Below are 20118 nucleotides of genomic sequence, written 5' to 3'. Positions count from 1 at the left end.
ACAGCGCTGGTTCGGACCTCAGGCGACCGTCGGCGAGTTGCTCAGCAGCCGCTTGGTGTACTCGTGTTTCGGCGTGTCCAGCACCTCGACGACGAATCCCGACTCGACGAGCTCGCCGGCGTTGAGCACCTGTACCCGGGCCGCGATCGAGCGGACCAGTGCCAGGTTGTGCGTCACGAACAGCATGCTGATCCCCCGGGTCTTCCGCAGGTTCTCCAGCAGCGCCACGATCGAGCCCTGCACCGAGACGTCCAGCGCCGAGGTGATCTCGTCGCAGACCAGCAGGTCTGGCTCGGCCGCCAGTGCCCTGGCGATGGCCACCCGCTGCCGCTCGCCCCCGGACAGCCGGTTGGTCTGCAGGTTGAGCACGGTCGGCCCGAGCGCCACGGCCTCCAGCAGCTCGACCACCCGGTCCCGGGCCTGACTGCCCTTGGCCAGGCCGAACAGCTCCATCGGCCGCGAGACGATCTGCTGGATGGTCAGCCTCGGGTTCAGCGACAGGTACGGGTTCTGAAAGATGTACTGGATCCGCTTGCGGTCCTCGCTGACTCGGGACCGCGAGCCCTTGCCGAGTGGGCGGCCTTCGAAGGTCAGCTCGCCGGTCCACTGCTTGTGCAGCCCGCCGACGCAGCGCGAGATGGTGGTCTTGCCGCTGCCGGACTCGCCGACCAGCGCGACCACCTCGGCCTTGGCCACGTCGAAGCTGACCCCGTGCACCACCTCCTTGTGCCCGTAGAACACCCGCAGGTCCTCGACGGACAGGATGATGTCCCGGGTGGTCGCCGGGTCGGTGTCGTTCGTGTTGCCCCGGTTGATGTCCCAACTGCCGATCTCGCCGACCCGCAGGCACTTCGCCGTGTGGTCCGGGCCCACCTGGACGTCGGGCGGCTCGCTCTCCCGGCAGCGGTCCTCGACGTACTCGCAGCGGTCGTTGAAGCGGCACCCGGAGGGGCGGCGGCCCGGCCCTGGCGTGCGGCCCGGGATGCCGGTCAGCGCCCTGGCCCTGGACAGGTGCGGGATCGCGTCCAGCAGCGCCCGCGTGTAGGGGTGCGCGGGGTGGCGGAACATCGCGTCGCGCGGCCCGAGCTCGATGATCCGCCCGGCGTACATGACCGCGACCCGGTCGGCGATGGTGGCCACCACGGCCAGGTCGTGGGTGACGTACAGCGCCGCCACCCGGTGGCTGCGGCACAGCTCACCGACGGTCTGCAGCACCATGCCCTGGGTGGTCACGTCGAGGCCGGTGGTGGGTTCGTCCAGCACCAGCACCTTGGGCCGGGGCAGGAACGCCATGGCCAGCGCCACCCGCTGCACCTGGCCGCCGGAGAGCTGGTGCGGGTAGCGGGCCAGGAACTCGTCGTCGTCGGGCAGGCCCACCTCGAGCAGCCCCGCCCGCGCCTTGGCCAGGCGCTCCTCGGCGGTGCCGATGCCGTGCAGCTCGAGCAGCTCGACGATCTGGCGGCCGATCCGGATCGCCGGGTTCAGTGCGGCGCCGGGGTCCTGCGGCACGTAGGCGATCTTCATGCCGCGGATCTCGCGCATCTGCTCCCAGGGCAGCGCGAGCACGTCGGTGCCCTCGAACGCCACCGTGCCGCGCTCGATGAACGCCCCGCGCCGGGCGTACGCCAGCAGCGCGGTGCCGGCGGTGGTCTTGCCGGACCCGGACTCGCCCACCAACCCGACCACCTCGCCCGGCCGCAGCTCGAGGTTGATCTCGTCGACGACGTCGAGCCCCCGGCCGGTGAGCGCGACCCGCAGGCCCGAGACCGTGCAGCCGGCCTCTACGTTCTCGTCGGTCAGCGTCATGTCAGTCTCCCCGGCCGGCGAGCTGCGCGATGCCGTCGGCCATCAGGTTGGTGCCGACGGTGAAGATGCCGATCACGATCACCGGCGCCAGCACGCCCCACGGCTGCACCAGCAGCGCCAGCCGGTTCTCGTTGATCATCTGGCCCCAGTCGGCCGCGCCGGGGTTGGTGGCGAAGCCGAGGAATCCGATGCCGGCGACCATGCCGATCGAGTAGGTCAGCCGCAGCCCGGCCTCGGCCAGCAGCGGCGCGTTCATGTTCGGCAGCACCTCGGCCAGGATTACCCGCAGCCGGCTCTCCCCCAGCGCCTCGGCCGAGGTGACGTAGTCGCGGGACACGATGCCCAGCGCCACGCCCCGGGACACCCGCGCCACCCGGGGGGCGTGCGAGATGCCGACCAGCAGCACGATCATCCACCAGGACGGCTGGTCGACGGCGGTCAGCACGAGCAGCGCGAGCAGGATCTGCGGGAAGGCCAGCGCCACGTCGTTCAGCCGCATGATCGTCTCGTCCAGCCAGCCGCCGATGTACGCGGCCACCACGCCGATCATGATCCCGACGACCATGCCGAGCAGCGTGGCCAGCACCGAGATCAGCAGGATCGAACCGCCGCCGTCCAGCAGCCGGCTCCACACGTCCTGGCCGAGGTAGTCGGTGCCCAGCCAGGAGCCCTCGTGGGTGAACGGCTTGCCGACGATGTCGTTCTCGCCGTGCGGGGCCAACCAGGGCCCGACGATGGCCATCAGGGCGATCACCACGGTGATCACGAGCCCGGTGACCAGCCGGCGCTGGCTGCCGATCCGGCGCAGGTTCGCGGTGGTCAACATGCTCATGACGCGATCGCCGTCCTTGCTCGCGGGGTGAACAGGATGGACAGCACGTCCGCGATCAGGTTCACCACCACGTAGACACCCGCGATCGTCATGGCCAGCACCTGCACCATCGGGAAGTCGCTGTTGCGCACCGAGTCGACCAGGCTCGCCCCGATTCCCGGGTAGGAGAACAGGTACTCCACGATGACCACACCCCCGGCCAGCCAGGCCAGCTGCAGCGCGATCACCTGGATGCCGGGGACGATCGCGTTCAGCAGCGCGTGCTTGCGCAGCACCACCCGCTCCGGGACGCCCTTGAGCCGGGCCAGCTCGACGTAGTCGCTGTCGAGCACCTCGAGCAGACTGGACCGCACGATCCGGGCCACGTACGGCGCGACCGCGATTACCAGGGTGGCCACGGGCAGGATCATGGACGCCGGTTTGGACCACGGCGGGGCGCCGCCGCCGGCGATGGTGACGGCGGGCAGCACGTGCAGCAGGGTGGTGGAGAAGATCGCGACCAGCAGGATGCCGACCACGAACTCGGGCAGCCCTGCCGCGGTGATCATGATGATCTGGATGACGCTGTCGGTCCGCTTGCCCCGGAAGTTGGCTGAGACCAACGCGATGCCGAACGCGATCGGGATCATCACCAACGCCGACACGAGCACCAGCACCGCCGAGTTGACGATCCGGTCCCCGACCAGCGAGCCGACCGGCAGCCCGTTGGCCACCGACTCCCCGAGGTTGCCGGTGAACAGCCCGCCCAGCCATTGGAAGTAGCGGGTGATCACCGGCTCGTCGAGCTTGAGCTGGGCGGTCAGCGCGGCCACCCGCTCCGGGCTCGTGGCGTAGTCCTTGCCGAGGATCGCGCGCACCGGGTCACCGAGCGCGGCGGTGGCGAAGAACACCAGCACCGAGCAGAGCCACAGCGTCAGCACGGCCAGGCCGAGCCGCCGGGCCAGCCACTTGAGCCACGCCGAGCCGGCCGGGTTCGGGCGCGCCGGAGTGGCCGCCTCGGTGCCGGGGGCCGTGGTCGCCAGATCGGTCATGGTTGCCTCACGTTGGGGGCGTGACGAAGGAGGCGTGCTTGAACCCGAAGGCGGAGCACGGCAGGTAGCGGTGCGGCGTCAAACCCTGCACGAGGTTCGAGTAGGCGTCGAGCTGGCGCTTGAAGCCCCAGATGATGTAGCCGCCGGTGTGGTACTCGATCTCCTGCGCGTCGTGCAGCAGCTGGTTGCGCCTGGTCGGGTCCGGTTCCCGGCGGGCCCGGTCGATCAACGCGTTGAACGCGGGGTCGTCCCAGTGGGTCTCGTTGTAGGTCCCGGACTTCACCGAGGAGGTGGCGACCTGCGGCAGGTAGTTCCGGGTGTTCCAGAAGTCCTGGGCGAAGTTCCAGCTCAGGTACCGGTCGCCGTAGAAGACGTTGGCGTCGGCCTTGTTCAGCCGGACCGTGATCCCGGCCCGGCGGGCCTGCTCGACGAACAGGTTGGCGGACTCGACCGCGCCGGCGCCGACCGCGGTGGAGGTGACCAGCTCGACGTCGAGATCGGCGTGGCCCGCCTGGGCCAGCAGTGACCTGGCCTGGTCGATGTCCTGGATGCGCTGCGGCATGTCGCGGGCGTAGGCCGGGTCGAACGGGGAGTACATGTCGTTGCCGAGGATGCCGAAGCCGTTGAGCGCCTGGTCGATCATCTGCTGCCGGTCCACGACCAGGCGCAGCGCCTGGCGCACCCGGACGTCGGAGAACGGCGCCACGTCGACCCGCATGGTGAACGGCACCCACGCGCCGGACTCGGAGACCAGCGGCGAGGCGCCCTGCTGCTCGATCGTGCCGGCCAGGTAGTTGGGCAGGTTGTCGATGCTCTGCACCTGGCCGGCGAGCAGCGCGTTGACCTTCGCGGCGTCGTCGGCGAAGTCGTAGATGACCAGCTCGTCTACCCAGGCCGGGCCGTCCCAGTAGTTGTCGAACCGGGCGAACTGGGAGAGCTGGCCGGGCACGAAGCGGCGGAAGGAGAACGGGCCGGTGCCGACCGGTTTGTGGACGTCGAAGTCGGTGGGGATGACCCCGACCGTGTACTCGGCGAGTAGCTGGTCGATCACCGCGTACGGGGCGTTGAGCTGCAGCAGGATCGTCCTCGGATCGACGATCTTCGAGTTCTTCAACTCGAGGATGGAGGCGAGCTCGGTGCCGCCGGACCCGGTCTTCTTCGGGTCGGTGACGACAGCCAGGGTGTGCATCACGTCCTCGGCCGTCACGGTCTTGCCGTGGTGGAACTCCACCCCCTCGCGAAGCCGGATCGTCCATTGTGTGGTGTCCGGGGACGGGGTGATCGACTCGGCGATGGACGGTTCGATCTCGTAGTTGGCGTTCCAGCGCAGCAGCGGCTCGTAGAGCTGCAGGCAACGGGCGATGTCCGGGTTGGTCACCGGGAAGTGCGGGTCCAGGGTGTCCTTGAGACCGCCGCCGGTGGCCCCGTGGCTGTAGCTGCCACCACGTACCTGGGGCTTGTTCGGATCCGGCTTGCCGGGTACAGCGGCGCAGGCCGACAGGCTGGTCAGCCCGGCGAAACCGGCGGCGGCGGCCATGCCGAACCGCAGCACGTCGCGGCGCGACGGCCGTGAGGTCACCTGAATGCGGGGGTATCCGGAGTGTGGTGGTTGTCGCACGATGCGAACTCCTTTGGAACAATGTGAACCTAGACACGCCAGATCGGATCGTCAATAGGGTGACTGGGAGGTTGCGCAATGACTGCACGTAACCATCTGCCCGCTGCCTCCGTTCGGATCCAGTCGGTGGACCGCGCGGTCGACCTGCTGCAGGCGGTGGCCGCTGCGTCACCCGAGACCTCGAGTGCCCCCGCACTGGCCCGGGCCTGCGGGCTGAACCGGGCAACGGCCTGGCGGCTGCTCAAGACGCTGCAGGCCCGGGGGCTGGTGGCCCTGGACGAGGCGACCGGGCGGTACTCCATCGGATTGACGACGGTAGAGCTCGGCAACGGGGCCGGGCCCGACGCGCTGATCGCCGCGGCCCACCCCGAGCTGGAGCGGACCTGCCGCGAGACCGGGGAGACCGCCGCGCTGGCTGTGGCCGGCATCGGCGGTCTCTGTTACGTGGACGAGGTGACGCCGACCGCCGTGCTGACCGCCAGCTGGCTGGGTCGCTTCGTACCGGTGCACGCGACGTCGACCGGCAAGGCCATGCTCGCGTTCCTGCCCGCCGACCAGGCCCGCCGGGTGCTCGGCGGCGAGCTGCGGTCCTTCACCGCCACCACCATCATCGATCCCGAGGCGCTGGCGGCCGAGCTCGCCGCGACCAGGGCCCGCGGCTACGGCATCTGCGCCGGCGAGCTCGAGTCATCGCTGTACGGGGTGTCGGCGCCGGTGCTCGACCACGCCCGACGGCCGCTCGCGGTGCTCAGCATCTGGGGTCCGCACGACCGGGTGCACGAGGGCCTGTTCGCCGAGCTGGGGGCCGTCGTCGTCCGGGCCGCCGGCCGGGTCAGCGCGGCGCACCGGGGCGCGGGCTGGCCCGGCGCCCCGGTCGTGGCCTGAGCAGAGCGGGGTCAACGGGCCAGGCGGGAGAAGCCCGGGTTACTGATCTATCAGCTGACAACGACGGGTCTGACCAGGCCGTCCCGGCGGACCGATCCGGGCGACGTCATTGATCGTTGCCGTGCCGAAGCCTCCGGAGGTGGGGCAACGGCCCGGCCGCCCGCCGTCCCCGTGCCGGACGGCTCCGAGCAATGCGTCGGCCCGGCCGCGACCGGTATTGGCTCATCGGGTCGCGGTGCTGGTCGTTGCCGGGACCGAACAGGATCAGCAGGTCGACCACGAGCGACGGGATCAGCAGGACCAGGATGAACAGCATCGCGGTCGTCGTGATGAGCTGCCGTTCAAGGATGAGCAACGCCAGGACGAGAGCGCCAACCACCAACGTCATATCGCCTCCGGGCACCCAGGAACCGAAATACTACCCGGTAGTAGCTTGATGCGGCAGCGGCGATTCAGTGAAGTAGCGAGTCGATTGCCATCACCACGGCGAGTCCCAACACCATGCTCATCGGTCCCCGACTATGACGAGCCGGCGTTCGGTCCCGGTGTGGCCGAGTCCGGGTCCGCCGGGCGGTACGCGTCGGCGTAGCGCGCGTGTGCGGTGCGCAGCTGCCCGGACAGCCAGGTGTCCCACGCGTCCGTCTTGCGCTGGTCGAGCACGCTCGCGCGCAACTGCTCGCGGACCTGTCCGAGGGACAGCGGAACGGCTGGGGTCACCTCCAGCACCTGGCCTACGTTCCAGCCGTTCTGGGTCTGCACCGGGCCGAACACCGAGTTCGGCGCGGCGGTGAAGGCGGCGTCACCGTAGTTCTTGTCCAGTTGGTCACGGGTCACGGTGCCCAGGTCCCCACCCTTGCCCTTGGTGCTGTCATCCATCGACGACTGCCCGGCGACGGCGCCGAAATCGGCACCACCGGCGAGCTGGGCGCGGATCCGGGTGGCTTGGTCCTGGCCGGCGACCACGATGTTGCGCAGGTGTCGTTTCTCCGGCACAGCCATCTCGGCCTTGTGCTGCTGGTAGGCGTGCTCGACGTCCTGATCGGTGGGTACCGGCACGCCGTTGGTGACCTGGTCGTAGAGCCGCGCGTTGGCGAGCTGAGCCTTGACCTCGCCCAGCACTGCCTCCTGGGTAACCCCGACTCCGGCCAGCTTCCGCAGGAAAACGTCGCGGCCCTGCGGGAAGGTGGTCTCGATCAGCTGGGTCAGCTGGTCGTTGGCTGTCTTGTCGGCGATCACGATGCCCTTGGCCCGCGAGGCGTCGGCGAGCACATCGCTGACCACCACGGCCTTGGCGCTGTCGCGGCGGAACTGGTCGAGCTTGGCTGGGTCGGTCGGCGGGGTGACCCCGTAAAGTGCGCCGAGCAGCTTGACCCGGTCCGAGAGCTGCGACTCGGTGACCAGCGTCCCATCAACTCGGAAGGCCGCGCCCGCCGGTATCGCCTCGATCCGGTCCAGCATGAGGGTGGTGCCCGAGCCGATCGCCAGCAACACCAACAGCGCGAGTCCCGCGACCTGAGTCAGGCGGTGTGCGGGGATCACCGGGTGCCGGCGCACCCAGGCTCCGAGCGAACCAATCAGTCCGACCAGCCGGGTCCACAACCTCGTGACAAGTGTTCTCACGCGTTCACCTCCACAGCTACCGGCCAGCGATCCAACGCCCCGTCAGCACCACCGCCCGGTGAACCACCTCCGAGCGGCGCGGTCGGTGGGCGGAGCCACACCACCAGGCGAGCAGCCAGGTAGGACAGCACCACCGCGACCGCGAGGACCACACCGAACTCGCGCACCAGCCACAGCTTCGACGTGACCAGCACGAGGTAGCCGAGGACCGATGTCCCGCAGGCATACAGGACGCTGCGGCGCAGCCAGCGGTGCGCATGCCGTTCGGCCTCGGTCAGCAGCACCACGAACTCGCAACCGGTGACGGTAATCAGGGAGCCGAGCGCCACCGTGAGCGGGCTCAACTGCATACCCAACGCCCAGAGCGCGGCCAACCCCCAACCGGTGGCAAGCGCGGCCGCCGCCACCGCCCGCCCGGCGTCAGTCCGCCGGCGCAGACCGAGCAGCAGCACCAGGCCGGCCACAGCGATACCCACCAAGTTCGCCGGGTACCTGTCGTCCAACAACAGCTGGTAGCCACGTGCGGCGGCGACCGGCAGACCGACCACGTCCACCCGGTAGCCGGCAGGCGGCGGCGGCAACGTTGCCCGCACGTCGGCCAGCAGACGTTGCTGCGCGCTCATGTCCTGCAGCCGAAGACCGTAGACGAGCACGGAGACGCGGTGATCCGGCCGGATCACCGCGGAGCTCAGGTAGGGCGGCAGCAGCTGCAATGCCGAGGAGACCTGTGCCGGCGTGGGCGAGGGCCCGAGGAACGACAGCAGGCTCGCCGAGCTGACGACCGGCCGCAACTGATCGCCATGCCGGGCCGCGAGCGCGCCCCGCGCGCCGCGCGCCCAGGCCAGCGCGGTTGGGCTCACCACGTCCGGGCCGGTCAGCTCGACGCCGATCTCACCTGAAGCGCCCAGCACCGACTCGACCGACTTTGCGTCCCGCAATGCGGGCAGTCCGTTGGCCAGCGCCACCGGGTCCGCCTGTACCGACAGCCTGGGCAGCACCGCCCAGCCCAGTAGGGCGACGGCGGCCGCCGCGGTGAGCGCAGCCATCCGGAACAGCCCCCCGCGCCCGCGCGGCGGCGTCGCCGGGACCGCCGTGGACGGCGCGGCGGGAGAGGTCGGGCGGGCGCCCAGCAGTACTCCCGCGCCGACGGTCAGCAGGATGCCCGCGGCCAGCGCGTAGCCGAGGTCACGCACGAATGGCAGCGGTGCGAGCCCGAGTGCCAGGAAGGCCGCCGCGCTGGCCGCCGACATGACAACCACCCGCCACCGATTCGGCACGGTGGCCAGGTACAGCGGGAACGAGCTGCCCACACCGAGAAGCAGCGGCAGTAGCAGCACAGCCACGAACGACAGCGGATGACCCAGCCACCCGAACAACGCCAGGGTCGCCGCACCGCCCAGCAAAGAGGCCAGCAACGGCCGCAGCCGCACCACCAACCAGCCGCGCCGTGACTCCCGCCACGACTGCCCACCCGGTGCCGGAACCAGCAGGAAGCGCAACAGAACCACCAGCGCGACCAGGGCGCCGATCAGCGGGCCCTCCTTACCGATCTCCTCGGTCAGCTCCTCGGTCACCACCGGCACCCCGCTGACCGTCACCGCGCTGGTGTTCAGCCCGGCTCCGGCCACCGTGGCACGGATCGCCTGCACCAACCCGGCCGTGCCGCGCTGATCAAGATCCTCGCGCGGGCGAACCAGAACGGCCACCGTGTCCGGCCTCGGCACGATGAACCGCCACTCCGGCTTGGCCTGCCCGTCCGGGCCGAAGATCACCGCGGCACCGAACCGGGAGTTGCTCAGGGTGGGCAGCCCGACCGGCAGTCCACGCACCATCAGCGGCGCGTAGCGCAGGTCGAACTGGGCTACCGCGGCAGCGCCGGCAGCCGTCACCTCGGCCAACGGCTTGCCTGCGTTCTGGGCGGCCTGCTGTGCCGCCTGGCGGATCCCGTCGCGGGTACCAGCGATCTGGGCCAGGAAATCCTGGCCCGCGCCGGCGAGTTGGTTGAGCACTGTCGCCGGCCCGTACACGGTCGCCACGTCCGGCAACTTGGCCAGCTGCCCCTCGGTCTTGAGCAGCGCGAACAGCTGATTGTGATCGGTGAGGAACTCCCGGGACGCCGAGAACCGCAACAATACGATCACCGGGTCACCGCCGAAGTCCCGGGCCTTCTGTTCGACCGCGGCCAGCGTCGGGTCGTTCGCCGGCAGGAACGACTCGGCGCCCGTGTCCACCCGCACCCGCAACAGCCCACCGACGAGGCCACCGGCGAGCAACCCGATCAGTACCGCCAGCGCCGCGCCCCGCCGGGTCGGGCGGAAGACACGGCCAACTTTCAGTACCTGCCCGGAAGCGCGTGCAGCCAGCCGTGTGGCCAGGGCTCGCTTTCGCGGTGCTGTCATCCGCCGTCCCGCTCCACCCTCGGGTACTGGCCGGTAAACGGCTTCAGGTTCCTCAGCCCACCCGGAGCCGGGTACGGGTTGGACGGTTGCAGGAAGGCCGGGTACTTGATCGGATCGGGCCGAACCGAGCCCGTCGTGAAGAACGGCCTCAGATAGATGTAGGAGCCGCCGTCCTCGCCGTAGTGGTGATACGCCGCGCCGAAGTCTGTGAAGATCTGCGAAATGTCCAACCCGTACGGCCGCAGGTAACGCAGCGCCGGATTCAGGTCCCGCAGCAATGAGACGGTCGGGGGGATGAAATCCCGAGCCTCGGACCCGAAGTCCGGCACCTTGTCCAGCGTGGCCGGGGCGTGGCCCAGCACCGAATGCAGGGTCGGCAGCAGGTCACGCAGATCGGCGCTGCTTTCGGGTAGCCGGTTCAACGCATCATTGAGATCGGGCGCCGCGCGGCGTAGGTCGGCCGCCACCGGGGACAGCGCTCCGGAAAGCTGTGAGATCCCGCCGCTGGCGGTGGTCGCGCTGTCCAACACACCGGGCAGCTTGCGGACGGTCGCCTCGAGCGCCGGTCGCTGGCCGGCGGTGGCGGCGCTGAGCCGGTCGGCGCTGGAGACCAGTTGGGCGATCTGCCCCTGGCCGGTGTCCAGCGAGTCGAAGATCTGGTTGAGCTGCCGCGAGATCTGTTCCAGGTCGCCGGACTGGCCGGCGATGGCGTCCAGCGCGGTGGCGCCGTTGCCACCGATGTCGGCCAGCCCTTCGGCGAGCGAGGACACGTCCGTCTGGCGGCCGTCGGTGGACTGGCCGAGCGAGCGCACCACGCCGCCGAGAGCGTCCCGGGTCGGCTTGTCCAGGCTGGCCAGCACGTCGCGCAGCTGCACCGACGGCTTGACCGAGGAGGCCGGTAGCACCGTGCCGTCCGGGACGGCGGGGCCGGTGCCGTCGACGAGAACCACATTCGGCTGCCCTGCCAGCGACTTCTCGCTGATCTGCACGGTCGCGCCCTGGTGTATCGGGGTGGCCACCGGCTCCAGTGTCAGCACGACCCGGACACGATCAGGGGAAACTCGGTTCAGCGCGTCCACCTTGCCCACCGGGACGCCGGCCTGCTGGACGTCGGCGTAGGTGACGAGGTTGGCCACCTGGTCCACGTCGAACGAGACGGTGTAGCCGGAGGTCCGGTTGAAGCCGGGCAGTGTCCCACCGGCCTGGGCGTAGAGATAGCCGGCGAACGTCACGCAGGCCACCGCGAACGCAACCAGTGTCGCGGTGCGGAACACCGAGCTGGAGATCCGGGGCACGTTCACCGGCAGTCACCGCTTCCCATTGCCGGGTAGGGACCCAGCGGACTACCACCCTGTTGATAGGTGTTCGTGTCCTTCTCCCCGGGCCGCAGGGTGCCGGTCGGGCTGTTCAGTGCCACGGTGGCGTGACCGCGTCCCCACCCGCCGTTGGGATCGGTGACGCTGAACAGGGAGTTGGTGTTGTAGACGAAACCCCCCAGGTCGTATATCCAAGGCGCGACCTTGGAGGTCACATCGTCGAGACAGCCGGCCACCGGGCGCAGGTCGTCGAACGAGTCATGTAGATCCCCGACGATCGGGCGGAGGTCGGACACCAGCGGCCGGGCTTTGGACACCACGTCACGGGCCGCGTCCACGGTGTCGTGCAGCGGCCCGACCATGTCGGTCAGTGAGGACAGCGCGTCAGGCAGCTTGTCCGACGCCGCGCGGATGTCGCGGAGTGTGGGGTTCAGCTGGTGGGTCAGCGCCGAGGTGCTCCTGAGCGCATGGCGCAGCGCGTCGGTGGTGCCCGGCAGCTGTTGGAGTGAGTTGCCCAGATCGGTGTCCCGCGCAGCGAGCACGTCAAGGGTCTGTTGGGTGGAGTCCACCAGGCTGGTCAGCCGGGCATCGTTGCCGCCCAGCGCGGAGGAGACCTGGGACAGCGCCCCGATCAGCTTGCGGATGTTGTCGCTGCGAGTTTGCAGGCGCTGCACCACCGGCCTCAACGTCAACAGCGAGCTGTCCGCGGCCTTCAGGTCCACCGGCAGCGTCTGCGGCGCGTTGACCAGAGCGTTGTCCGACTCGGCCAGTAGCTGCGTGAGCGCTGCCCGGCTGCGGTCGTCGAACTTGCTGAACACCTCGTCGAGTTGGATCGGACGGGATGTCTGAGTTACCGGCAGGACGCCGCTCTCCGGGAGCAGGTGGCCGGGCGGGCCGCCGGGATTGAGCGTGACGTACATCTGGTTCAGGGGGTTGACCGATCGCAGCACCGCGCGGGCATTGTCGTAGATCGGGTGTCCCGGCTCGATGGACAGGGTGACCGACGAGGTGTTGTGGTCGGTGGGCGCGCTCGCCACGATCTGCCCAACCCTGACCCCGGCGATGCGCACCTCCTGGGAGTTGCCGGGGCTCACCCCGACCGCATCGGCCAGCTCGATCTTGAACGTGAACCGCTCCGCCCAGGGAGGGGTCAGGTTCATCTGGGCCAGAATGATCCCGGCCGCTACCACACCGATGATCACTAGCGTGATCATCGCCGAGACGTCGCGACCGAGGCCCGGCACAGTGCGCAGGCGCTGCCACCGCGCACCCAGCGTCTTTCGCTGCATTGCGCTCATTTGTGCGCTCCTTCGAGCAGCCCGGGGACAGCCAGGGGCGGTGCGGACAGACCGGGATCGGGCAGCGGGATGCCCCGCGGCAGCGCGGGCCCGATCGGCGTGGGTGCCTTCTGGTGCGGCGGCCCGTACATCTCCGACAAGAAGTCCTGCAGCTGCTGTCCGGTGGCTCCGGTGCCCTCGACGGAGGTGCTGCCGGCGCCCGGCTGGAAACCGAGCAGGTGTGCGGTGGCGCTCTGGTACTGCACGCCGGCGTCGATGTGCGCGAACATGTAGCCCAGCTCCTGGTAGAACGTGTTGCCGTCGCCACCGCCCTGCGGGTACTTGGGTGCCAAGCCGTGCCATTCGCTGTTGATCGTGTTCAGGATCGGGCCGTTGACCCGCTTCAGCACCGGCCCGTCGAGGTCGGAGAGCACATCGGTGGCCGCACTGACAGTCGGTACCAGCTCACCGACCAGCGGCTTGGCATCCTTCAGGAGCGGGTGCAGGTCGGCGAGCACCGGGCGCAGGTCGACCAACGTCGGCTCCAGCTTGCGCAGCAGCGGATCCAGGGCCTTGACCGTGCGCCGGGCGTCGTGCGCGGTGTCGGTCAACTCGTCCAGCGTGACCGAGAGGTCGTCGGCGCCGTTCCGGGTCGCCTCCAACGTGGCTGGCAGGGTGGCGAGCGTCTGATCTATCGGCCCCGCGTTCGCGCCGAGCACCGCCGAGGTCCGGGCCAGCGAGTCCACCACGGCGCTCAGCTGACCGGGCTTCGCGGACAGCACCCGCGCCGCGGTGTTCAGGTTCGTCACCATGGTTGCCAGGTCGGTGTCCCTGTTGACCCCGCGCAATGCGTCCGCCACCGCGCCGGTCGGGCGCAGCGTGTCGGGGGCATCGACCAACAACTGGTTCAGCGGCCCGCCAACGCCGGCCTTGAAGGTGCTGTCCAACCGCTCCGTCATGCCTCGCAGCCCATCCTGCGCATCCGGCGGGATCGCCGAGAGCAGCCGGTCCAGCTCCACCGGCAACTTGGTGCGCTGCACCGGGATCGTGTCCGAGCCGGCCTCACCCTTGTTGCCGCCCGGATAGAGCTGCACGTAGTACGTGCCACCGAGCACAGTGGTTGGCCGGATCTCGGCACTGGGGTCGGTGCCCAGCAGGGCGCGGGTACCGTTGTGCAACTTGAGCCGCATCCGGATCGGGCCGTCCGAAGGGTCGTCCGTGCTCGACTCGATGCTCTGCACGACGCCAACCTTCGTGCCCGCGATCTTCACCACCGAGGCGTACGGCTCAACCTTGTAGTCCCTGGCCAACTGCACAGTCAGTGTCTCGCCAGGACTCAGCGCGGTGAGGATCGCCGACTTGTCGAACAGCAGGAAGGTGGCGAGGCCCGCGATCGCGAGCATGCCCAGACCGGACAGCACGGGGCGGCGAATGAGAATGCTCGGTGTGTGCACGGTCTACCGTCCCGGAATTTCGCCGCCGTTGGGATCCCGATCCCGAATGGCCTGACCGGGAGTCGGGTATGGGTTGTTCGTGTCCTTCAGTTGGTTGACCAGCAGCGTCGGAAGGCTCGGGGCGCCGGCCATGATGCGCAGCCGGTGCTCCCATCCGTCGTGATTCACGATCAGGTTGCTGAGGTCGAACGCGAATGTCCCCAAGTCGGGCGCGTAAGGCGCCAGTACCTTCAGCGGCGGAGCCACCGAGGACAAGGCGTCAGCCAGTTTCGGAGTCAGCGACTGGGCGTCGGAGAACGTGCGGCTCAGGTCGGCCACGGCGGGCTTGGCGTCATCGGACACGCCGGGGATCCGGTCCAGCGGGGCGTGCGCCTCGCGAAACACGCCGCGCACGTCCGGCGTCGCGCGGCCGAGCGAGCGCGCTCCGGACCGTAGGTCGCCGGCCGCCGAGGCGAGGTCGGTCAGTGGCTGGTCGGCGTCATCCAACGCGGTGCGAACTGCCCGCAGCGTGCCGGGCAGTTTGGTCACCGTGTCGCCCAGCGGCTGGCCGTTGTCCACATCGAGCGCACGGAGGGTCTCATCGGTCTGGTGCAACAGCTCGGTCCATTGGTACTCGCGCCCGGTGAACCGGCTCGACAAGCGGTCCGACGTGTGGAGGAGACCCGGCAGGTCCGTTCGGTCCGAGACCAACGTCGTGCTGAGCTGGCCCACGTCACTCAGCACGCCGGGCGCCGTGCCGATGAAGCCGTGCAGACCGGGACCGTAACCGGCCAGCCCACCGCCCAGCTGGCGTAGCGCGTCGCCCAACGCGGCCCTGGTCGGGGGGTCGAAGACATCGAGCACCTGGACCAGGTCGTGGGTGGACTCGGTCTGGCTCACCGGCAGCGTCCCATCGCCGAGCGGCCCGCTGGCGGGGTCACCGGCGCGCAGCTCGACGAACTTCTGGGCCAGCGCGGACTGGTCCCAGATGCCCGCATAGCCGTCCCGGTACATCGACACCCCGCCGTGCACGTCCATCGTCACAACCGGCCGGCCGTTCACCAGCGCTACCGCCGAGACCTGGCCGATGGTGATCCCGTTCTGCCGAACCTCGGACCCGGCCTGCAACTGGCCGACGTCAGCGAAGGCCGCCCGTACGGTCGTCACCGGGGTACCGGGCAGCCGGCCCTGATTGGCGGTGAAGGCCACGTAGCCGATCACCAGCATCACCGCGAGAGTTCCGAGTCCGCTCAGGAAACGGCGGGCCGAGCCCTTGGTGGGCGCCATCCTCAGTTACCCCCGCCCAGCAGTTGATCGAACATGTCACCCTCTTGTGTCGGGGTCAGTCCTGAGGCGCTGGGCGGATCCGTCGGCTGGCCCGCGCCCTTCGGCGCTGTCGTGGGCGCGTCCTTGGGTGTGGAGTAGCTGCTGTTGTCCGCGCCGTCGGGGTTGGGCAACGCCGGCATCATGGGCAGTGCCTTGGAACCGGGCACATCCGGTCCGTTGGGGTTCCTCGGGACCGGGTTGACCGGGTTCTGCCTGCCGATCGGTGGCAGCGTGCCCAGCCCGGTGTTCGCCAGCGTCGTCGGGGTGACGACCACCGCCGCGCGGAAGTAGTGGGAGAGCCCGTCGTACCCGCTCGTCGCCATCGCCCAGTTGGCTGCCCCCGTCATGACATTCTCCAGCTCGCTGGGTACGCCGGGCGCGTGGGTGAACAGCTGGTCATTGAGGGTGCGCACCGATCCACTCACGCTGCTCAGGTCGCTGGCCGCCGGGCCCAGGTCGTCCACCACCGGCCGGGCCTCGTCCAGCATGTGGTTGACCCTGTCCAGCAGGTCGGGCAACGAACGCAGGGCCGGGCGGGCCGAGTCGGCGAAGTCGTTCAGTTCCTGGCTTGTCTGCACCAGGTTGTCGCTCAACGGCCGGATACCGGATAGCACGTCCGTGGTGTTGTCCGCGGTGTTGCCCAGCTGGGTCAGCGTCCGCCGTGCGCTGGTCAGCGTGCCGGGCAGCTCGACCAGAGTGTCGTTCATCGCCTGTCGGTTGGCCGCTACCACGCCGAGTGTCTGCTGTGCGCCGGTCACCAGGGAGTCCAGCGGTTGCGCGAACGCGGTGGCGTTGCGCTGCGCCGAGACGATGAGGTGGTCCAGCACCACGTTCTGCTGATCCAACAGGGTGGACAGCCGGTCGGTCTGGTGCAGGGTCGGGGCGAGCGCCTTGAACGCCTGCGCGGCCTTGTCCCCTTGCCCGGCCAGGCCCTCACCCAGGGTGGTCACCATGGCGGCCAATGCCGTCGACGTCGGGTCGTTCAGCGTGTTGAGCAGCTGGTCGAGGTCCACCGATGAACCGGTCCGGGTCACCGGTATCACCAACGGTTCCGGCAGCACCGGCGCGGACGGCGAGCCCTGACCCAGTGCGATGAACCGCTCCCCCAACAGGCTCACCGGCTGGATCTTGGCGGTGGCGTCGGTGTGCAGCGGAAGCACCGAGCGGTCCAGCGACATCCGCACGTGCGCCTGGCCGTTGACCAGTGTGATGGTGCTGATCGTGCCCACTTCGACGCCGTTGAGCTGCACCTTGTTGCCGGGCACCAGCGGGCTCGAGTCGACGAAAACCGCGGTGACGCTCGCCTGCGAGTCGTCGCGCAGGTACACCGTCGCCAGCCAGCCGAGCAGGGCGAGCACGACGAGGGCGGCGAGTACCGGAACCCAGCGGCGGCGGACCGTTGTCACCATGTGGGTAGTCACCGGGGACCACTCCCGTCCGCATCGGTCCAAGGCTGATCGACCAGCTGACCGGGCGACATCTGAGCCCTGGCCCTCTCGCCCGGAATGGTCACGTTCGGGTTGTTGTCCAGTGCGGTCTTACCCGTCACCACCATCGGCGAGGCGAAGTGACCGACCGAGTCGTAGGTGGAGAAGAAGTTTCCCCAGTTGGAGACGAAGCCCATGATCTCCGGGGTGTAGGGCCGCAGGAACGCCAGCGCCGGGCCCGCGCCCTCGACGGTCTTTCGCAGCTGGGGCAGCGTGTCGGTGGCCTCGTCCAGGAAGTCTGGCGTCCTGTCCAACAACCGGTCCGCCGCGTCCAGAGTCGGCCCCAGCAGTTTCAGACTGGGCTGCAGGTCCCGCAGCACCGGGCTCAGGTTGTGCGCCACGTCAGGCAACCGGTCCGCCGCCGGCCGAAGGTCGTGGAGCAGCGGTACGGTCGCATCGGTGGCCGCTGGCACCTTGTCCAGTGCCTTCTTCGCCGAGTCCAGGGTCGCGGGCAGCTGCGTCAAGCCATCGCTGAGCTGCTGCTGATGCACCGCCGCCGTGCTGGTCAGCCGGTTCAGATCCAGCACCGTCGAGGACAGGCCGCCGCGCCGCGCCGCGAGCACTGCGCTGACCTGGTGCAGGTTGGCCAGTACGGTCTTGATCGCCTGCCCGTCCGAGCCGACCGCGTTGAGCACCGCACCGAGCGCCTGCACCGACGGGCCGGCGGCCTGGAGCGTCTGGTTGAAGTCCCCCTGGTGACCGGCCATCACCGTGTTGAGCTGCTGCACGAACGAGGTCAGGTGCGCGCGGGTCGGCGGGTCCAACGCCTGCAGCAGGTCTTCCACGACCACCTGCGATGAGCCCGCCTCGATCATTGCCCCGTTGGGCAGAACGGGGTTTGTCGTCGGGCCGGGCTGGAGCTGTACATAACGCTCACCGAGAAGGGAACGCCATTCGACGGTCACCGTGGTTCCGGTGCGCAGCGGCTCGGGCAACTTGTCCACCACCAGTGACAAGATCGCCTTGTTATTCTTGGTGGTGATCCCGGTGACCTGGCCCACATCGAATCCATCGAGCTGGACCGGCGTACCCTCCACGATTCCGATCGCGTTGGGCAGCACCGCGATGAGTTGATCGCCCTGACGCAGTTTGCTCACGGCGAACCCAGCAACCACGGCGAGCGCCACGACCGCGACGAGCGCGAATCCGAGCAACTTCCTACTCATCTGGGCCGAGCCACTGGTAGACGTTCACGTTCACGCATCCTCCGAGGGACGGAGAGGACAGAAACAAGGACCTAATTTGCAATAGGAGCATTCGGGAAACCGCCCCAGAATAATTGCTGAGCGAGCAATCCGATCACGCTGACGAGAACCATGTTGACGACCATCGACTTGGCCGTGTTCTGGCCGACGCCGACCGGTCCACCCTTGGCGGTATAGCCGTAGTAACAGCCAACCAGCACCACGATGATGCCGAGCGCTACCGTCCAGAGCATCGAAAACAGCAGGTCGAGAGGGCTCTGGAAGGCCCACAGCACGGTAAGGAACCCGCCCTGGGAGACCGTGTGCAGCACATGCACGACCATGAACCAGGACGACACGTACAGCAGTCCCAGACCGACGATGTAGAGAAATGGCATAGCGATCAGCGCCGCGATCAACCGCGTAGCCACCAGGTAAGGTCTCGACTCGATACCCATCACCTCGAGCGCGTCGATCTCATCCGAGATGCGGGCCGAACCGATCTCGGCAACCAGACCGCAGCCGACCTTAGCCGCCAGAATCCAGCCCCACATTTCCGGCGCACAGGTCCGCAGGCCACCCAGCGCCGGAAAGATTCCGACATAACCCGCGGCGCCGAACTGTCGAGTCAGATAGTGGCCCTCCACCGCGAAGACCGCACCGATCAGCAGCTCCATGAACCAGATGATCAGCCCGCTGGAGAGAATCAGAATTCCGGCCTGCCGGAGAACCTCGCTGGCGTACTTCCGAGTCCGCGGAATCGAGGCGAAGATCTGCCCGAAGAACACGATCATCTCGACCATGTTCGTGAGCTTCTCGGACAAACCTCGGCCGACCGCCTCGAACGACTGAGCGCCGCCCTCTCGATCCGCGCCAGCGTGGATTTCGCCGGTCTCGTTGGCAGTCAGGGCGTGGTCCTTCCTCATCGAACGGTCTGCATCTCGGGGTAGAGCCCGAGCGCGATGAGATTGATGACGAGATCGACGACAAAGACCAGGGCGAACGAGATGACCACCGCACGGTTCACGGCCCGCCCCACACCCGACGCGCCACCCGAGGCGTTCAGCCCCATGTAGGAGCACACGATCCCGATGACAAACCCGATGACGGTGCTCTTGATCAGCGCGACCGCAAGCTCGACGACGGTCAGGTTCGCGTACACCGTGGCGAAGTACTCGCCGGCCGGGACGTTCCCGTAGGTCACCGAGCTGACCACCGCACAGACCACGCCGATCAGCAGCGAGACGATCATGAGCAGGGGCGTCAGGATGGTGACCGAGACGATCCTGGGCAGCACAAGTTCTCGGACCGGATCGACACCGAGCACGTCGAGCGCGTCCAGCTCTTCGCGGACCTTTCGAGCACCAAGGTCCGAGCAGACCGCCGCACCGACGATGCCGGCCACCACCATGGAGTTGATCCACGGTGTGAACTCGCGGACGTTGACGATGAAGAAGTACTGCCCGTAGCGGTTGGCGGCTCCCAACAACGACGTGAAGTTCAGGCCCAGGATCCCGACCATCAGTCCGAAGGTGAACACCGACAGAGTCATCGGGAACCACGAGACCCGCAGCACCCCGTACATCTCGTCGCGCGCCGCCGTCCAGTAACCCACCGGACGGCGGATGGCGCTGCCGAGCACCTTGACCGCGAGCTCAGTCAACCCGCCCACTAGTTCAACGGGACGAAACACCACCCCCGGCACAAAACCGGCCCAAGCACTCTGGGTACGCGGCACCAGCCGGACACTGCGGGGGCCACCCACTACGAACCCCAGCATGTCTGGTCAAGTCTCAGCGCGGCCGCGACTCTCAGGCTTCCAACTGCTCGACCGTCACGGCGGCTGGCCGGTCCAAGTCGTCGGCGCGTAGCGAGATCCACAATACCTATCAACGATTGGATAC

Annotated in this window: 16 protein-coding genes; 1 reads left to right on the top strand and 15 read right to left on the bottom strand. The window is 68.7% G+C overall.

Features of this window, described 5'->3' with window-relative positions; genetic code table 11:
* Positions 1 to 18: 18 nt before the first annotated feature.
* Genes ACTXG6_RS16405 through ACTXG6_RS16390 form a run of 4 tightly spaced genes read right to left on the bottom strand, consistent with a single transcriptional unit; the run spans position 19 to position 5287 of the window.
* Positions 19 to 1806, bottom strand: a complete 1788-nt coding sequence (locus tag ACTXG6_RS16405; RefSeq protein ID WP_445188667.1) for an ABC transporter ATP-binding protein — start codon at positions 1804 to 1806, stop codon at positions 19 to 21.
* Position 1807: 1 nt separating this feature from the next.
* Positions 1808 to 2638: an ABC transporter permease gene (locus ACTXG6_RS16400; RefSeq protein ID WP_445188666.1), complete on the bottom strand. Its 831-nt coding sequence runs from the start codon at positions 2636 to 2638 to the stop codon at positions 1808 to 1810.
* Complete coding sequence (locus tag ACTXG6_RS16395; protein ID WP_445188665.1) at positions 2635 to 3669, bottom strand: ABC transporter permease; 1035 nt, start codon at positions 3667 to 3669, stop codon at positions 2635 to 2637. The genes ACTXG6_RS16400 and ACTXG6_RS16395 overlap by 4 nt, the downstream gene beginning before the upstream one ends.
* A gap of 7 nt (positions 3670 to 3676) precedes the next feature.
* Positions 3677 to 5287 (bottom strand): ABC transporter substrate-binding protein, encoded by a 1611-nt coding sequence (locus ACTXG6_RS16390; protein WP_445188664.1) that lies wholly within the window; start codon positions 5285 to 5287, stop codon positions 3677 to 3679.
* Between the two features lie 78 nt (positions 5288 to 5365).
* On the opposite strand from ACTXG6_RS16390, the gene ACTXG6_RS16385 reads away from it, so the two are divergent.
* Positions 5366 to 6172 (top strand): IclR family transcriptional regulator, encoded by an 807-nt coding sequence (locus tag ACTXG6_RS16385; RefSeq protein ID WP_445188663.1) that lies wholly within the window; start codon positions 5366 to 5368, stop codon positions 6170 to 6172.
* 106 nt (positions 6173 to 6278) lie between these two features.
* Here ACTXG6_RS16385 and ACTXG6_RS16380 read toward each other — a convergent pair whose 3' ends face one another.
* The 11 genes from ACTXG6_RS16380 to ACTXG6_RS16330 form a co-directional block, all read right to left on the bottom strand.
* Positions 6279 to 6575, bottom strand: coding sequence for a hypothetical protein (locus tag ACTXG6_RS16380; protein ID WP_445188662.1), 297 nt, complete (start codon positions 6573 to 6575; stop codon positions 6279 to 6281).
* Between the two features lie 116 nt (positions 6576 to 6691).
* Complete coding sequence (locus tag ACTXG6_RS16375; protein WP_445188661.1) at positions 6692 to 7792, bottom strand: peptidylprolyl isomerase; 1101 nt, start codon at positions 7790 to 7792, stop codon at positions 6692 to 6694.
* Positions 7789 to 10191, bottom strand: a complete 2403-nt coding sequence (locus ACTXG6_RS16370; protein WP_445188660.1) for an RND transporter — start codon at positions 10189 to 10191, stop codon at positions 7789 to 7791. The genes ACTXG6_RS16375 and ACTXG6_RS16370 overlap by 4 nt, the downstream gene beginning before the upstream one ends.
* Positions 10188 to 11492, bottom strand: a complete 1305-nt coding sequence (locus ACTXG6_RS16365; RefSeq protein ID WP_445188659.1) for an MlaD family protein — start codon at positions 11490 to 11492, stop codon at positions 10188 to 10190. Before ACTXG6_RS16365 ends, ACTXG6_RS16370 begins: the two co-directional genes overlap by 4 nt.
* Positions 11489 to 12805 carry an MlaD family protein gene (locus ACTXG6_RS16360; RefSeq protein ID WP_445188658.1) on the bottom strand — a complete coding sequence of 439 codons (1317 nt, stop codon included), beginning with the start codon at positions 12803 to 12805 and terminating at the stop codon, positions 11489 to 11491. The genes ACTXG6_RS16365 and ACTXG6_RS16360 overlap by 4 nt, the downstream gene beginning before the upstream one ends.
* Positions 12802 to 14238, bottom strand: coding sequence for an MlaD family protein (locus tag ACTXG6_RS16355; RefSeq protein WP_445188657.1), 1437 nt, complete (start codon positions 14236 to 14238; stop codon positions 12802 to 12804). Before ACTXG6_RS16355 ends, ACTXG6_RS16360 begins: the two co-directional genes overlap by 4 nt.
* Positions 14239 to 14241: 3 nt before the next feature.
* A complete protein-coding gene (locus ACTXG6_RS16350; RefSeq protein ID WP_445188656.1) occupies positions 14242 to 15504 on the bottom strand; it encodes an MlaD family protein in 1263 nt (420 codons plus the stop codon).
* Positions 15505 to 15506: 2 nt separating this feature from the next.
* On the bottom strand, positions 15507 to 16964 hold the full coding sequence (locus ACTXG6_RS16345; RefSeq protein WP_445188655.1) for an MlaD family protein: 1458 nt from the start codon (positions 16962 to 16964) through the stop codon (positions 15507 to 15509).
* Entirely contained in the window at positions 16961 to 18196 is a 1236-nt protein-coding gene (locus tag ACTXG6_RS16340) for an MlaD family protein (RefSeq protein WP_445188654.1), read from the bottom strand. Before ACTXG6_RS16340 ends, ACTXG6_RS16345 begins: the two co-directional genes overlap by 4 nt.
* Before the next feature lie 71 nt (positions 18197 to 18267).
* Positions 18268 to 19140 carry an ABC transporter permease gene (locus tag ACTXG6_RS16335; protein ID WP_445188653.1) on the bottom strand — a complete coding sequence of 291 codons (873 nt, stop codon included), beginning with the start codon at positions 19138 to 19140 and terminating at the stop codon, positions 18268 to 18270.
* Positions 19137 to 19886: an MlaE family ABC transporter permease gene (locus ACTXG6_RS16330; RefSeq protein WP_445188652.1), complete on the bottom strand. Its 750-nt coding sequence runs from the start codon at positions 19884 to 19886 to the stop codon at positions 19137 to 19139. Before ACTXG6_RS16330 ends, ACTXG6_RS16335 begins: the two co-directional genes overlap by 4 nt.
* Positions 19887 to 20118 lie beyond the last annotated feature (232 nt).

This window comes from Pseudonocardia sp. Cha107L01 (assembly GCF_052566575.1).
The sequence above is the reverse complement of the archived record's forward strand: the minus strand, read 5'-3'. Positions and strand labels throughout refer to the sequence as shown.

Coding starts and splice junctions, on each gene's coding strand:
- ACTXG6_RS16370 (WP_445188660.1), bottom strand. CDS start 10,191: ATGACAGCACCGCGAAAGCGAGCCCTGGCCACACGGCTGGCTGCACGC.
- ACTXG6_RS16360 (WP_445188658.1), bottom strand. CDS start 12,805: ATGAGCGCAATGCAGCGAAAGACGCTGGGTGCGCGGTGGCAGCGCCTG.
- ACTXG6_RS16340 (WP_445188654.1), bottom strand. CDS start 18,196: ATGAGTAGGAAGTTGCTCGGATTCGCGCTCGTCGCGGTCGTGGCGCTC.
- ACTXG6_RS16385 (WP_445188663.1), top strand. CDS start 5,366: ATGACTGCACGTAACCATCTGCCCGCTGCCTCCGTTCGGATCCAGTCG.
- ACTXG6_RS16400 (WP_445188666.1), bottom strand. CDS start 2,638: ATGAGCATGTTGACCACCGCGAACCTGCGCCGGATCGGCAGCCAGCGC.
- ACTXG6_RS16405 (WP_445188667.1), bottom strand. CDS start 1,806: ATGACGCTGACCGACGAGAACGTAGAGGCCGGCTGCACGGTCTCGGGC.
- ACTXG6_RS16350 (WP_445188656.1), bottom strand. CDS start 15,504: ATGGCGCCCACCAAGGGCTCGGCCCGCCGTTTCCTGAGCGGACTCGGA.
- ACTXG6_RS16395 (WP_445188665.1), bottom strand. CDS start 3,669: ATGACCGATCTGGCGACCACGGCCCCCGGCACCGAGGCGGCCACTCCG.
- ACTXG6_RS16335 (WP_445188653.1), bottom strand. CDS start 19,140: ATGAGGAAGGACCACGCCCTGACTGCCAACGAGACCGGCGAAATCCAC.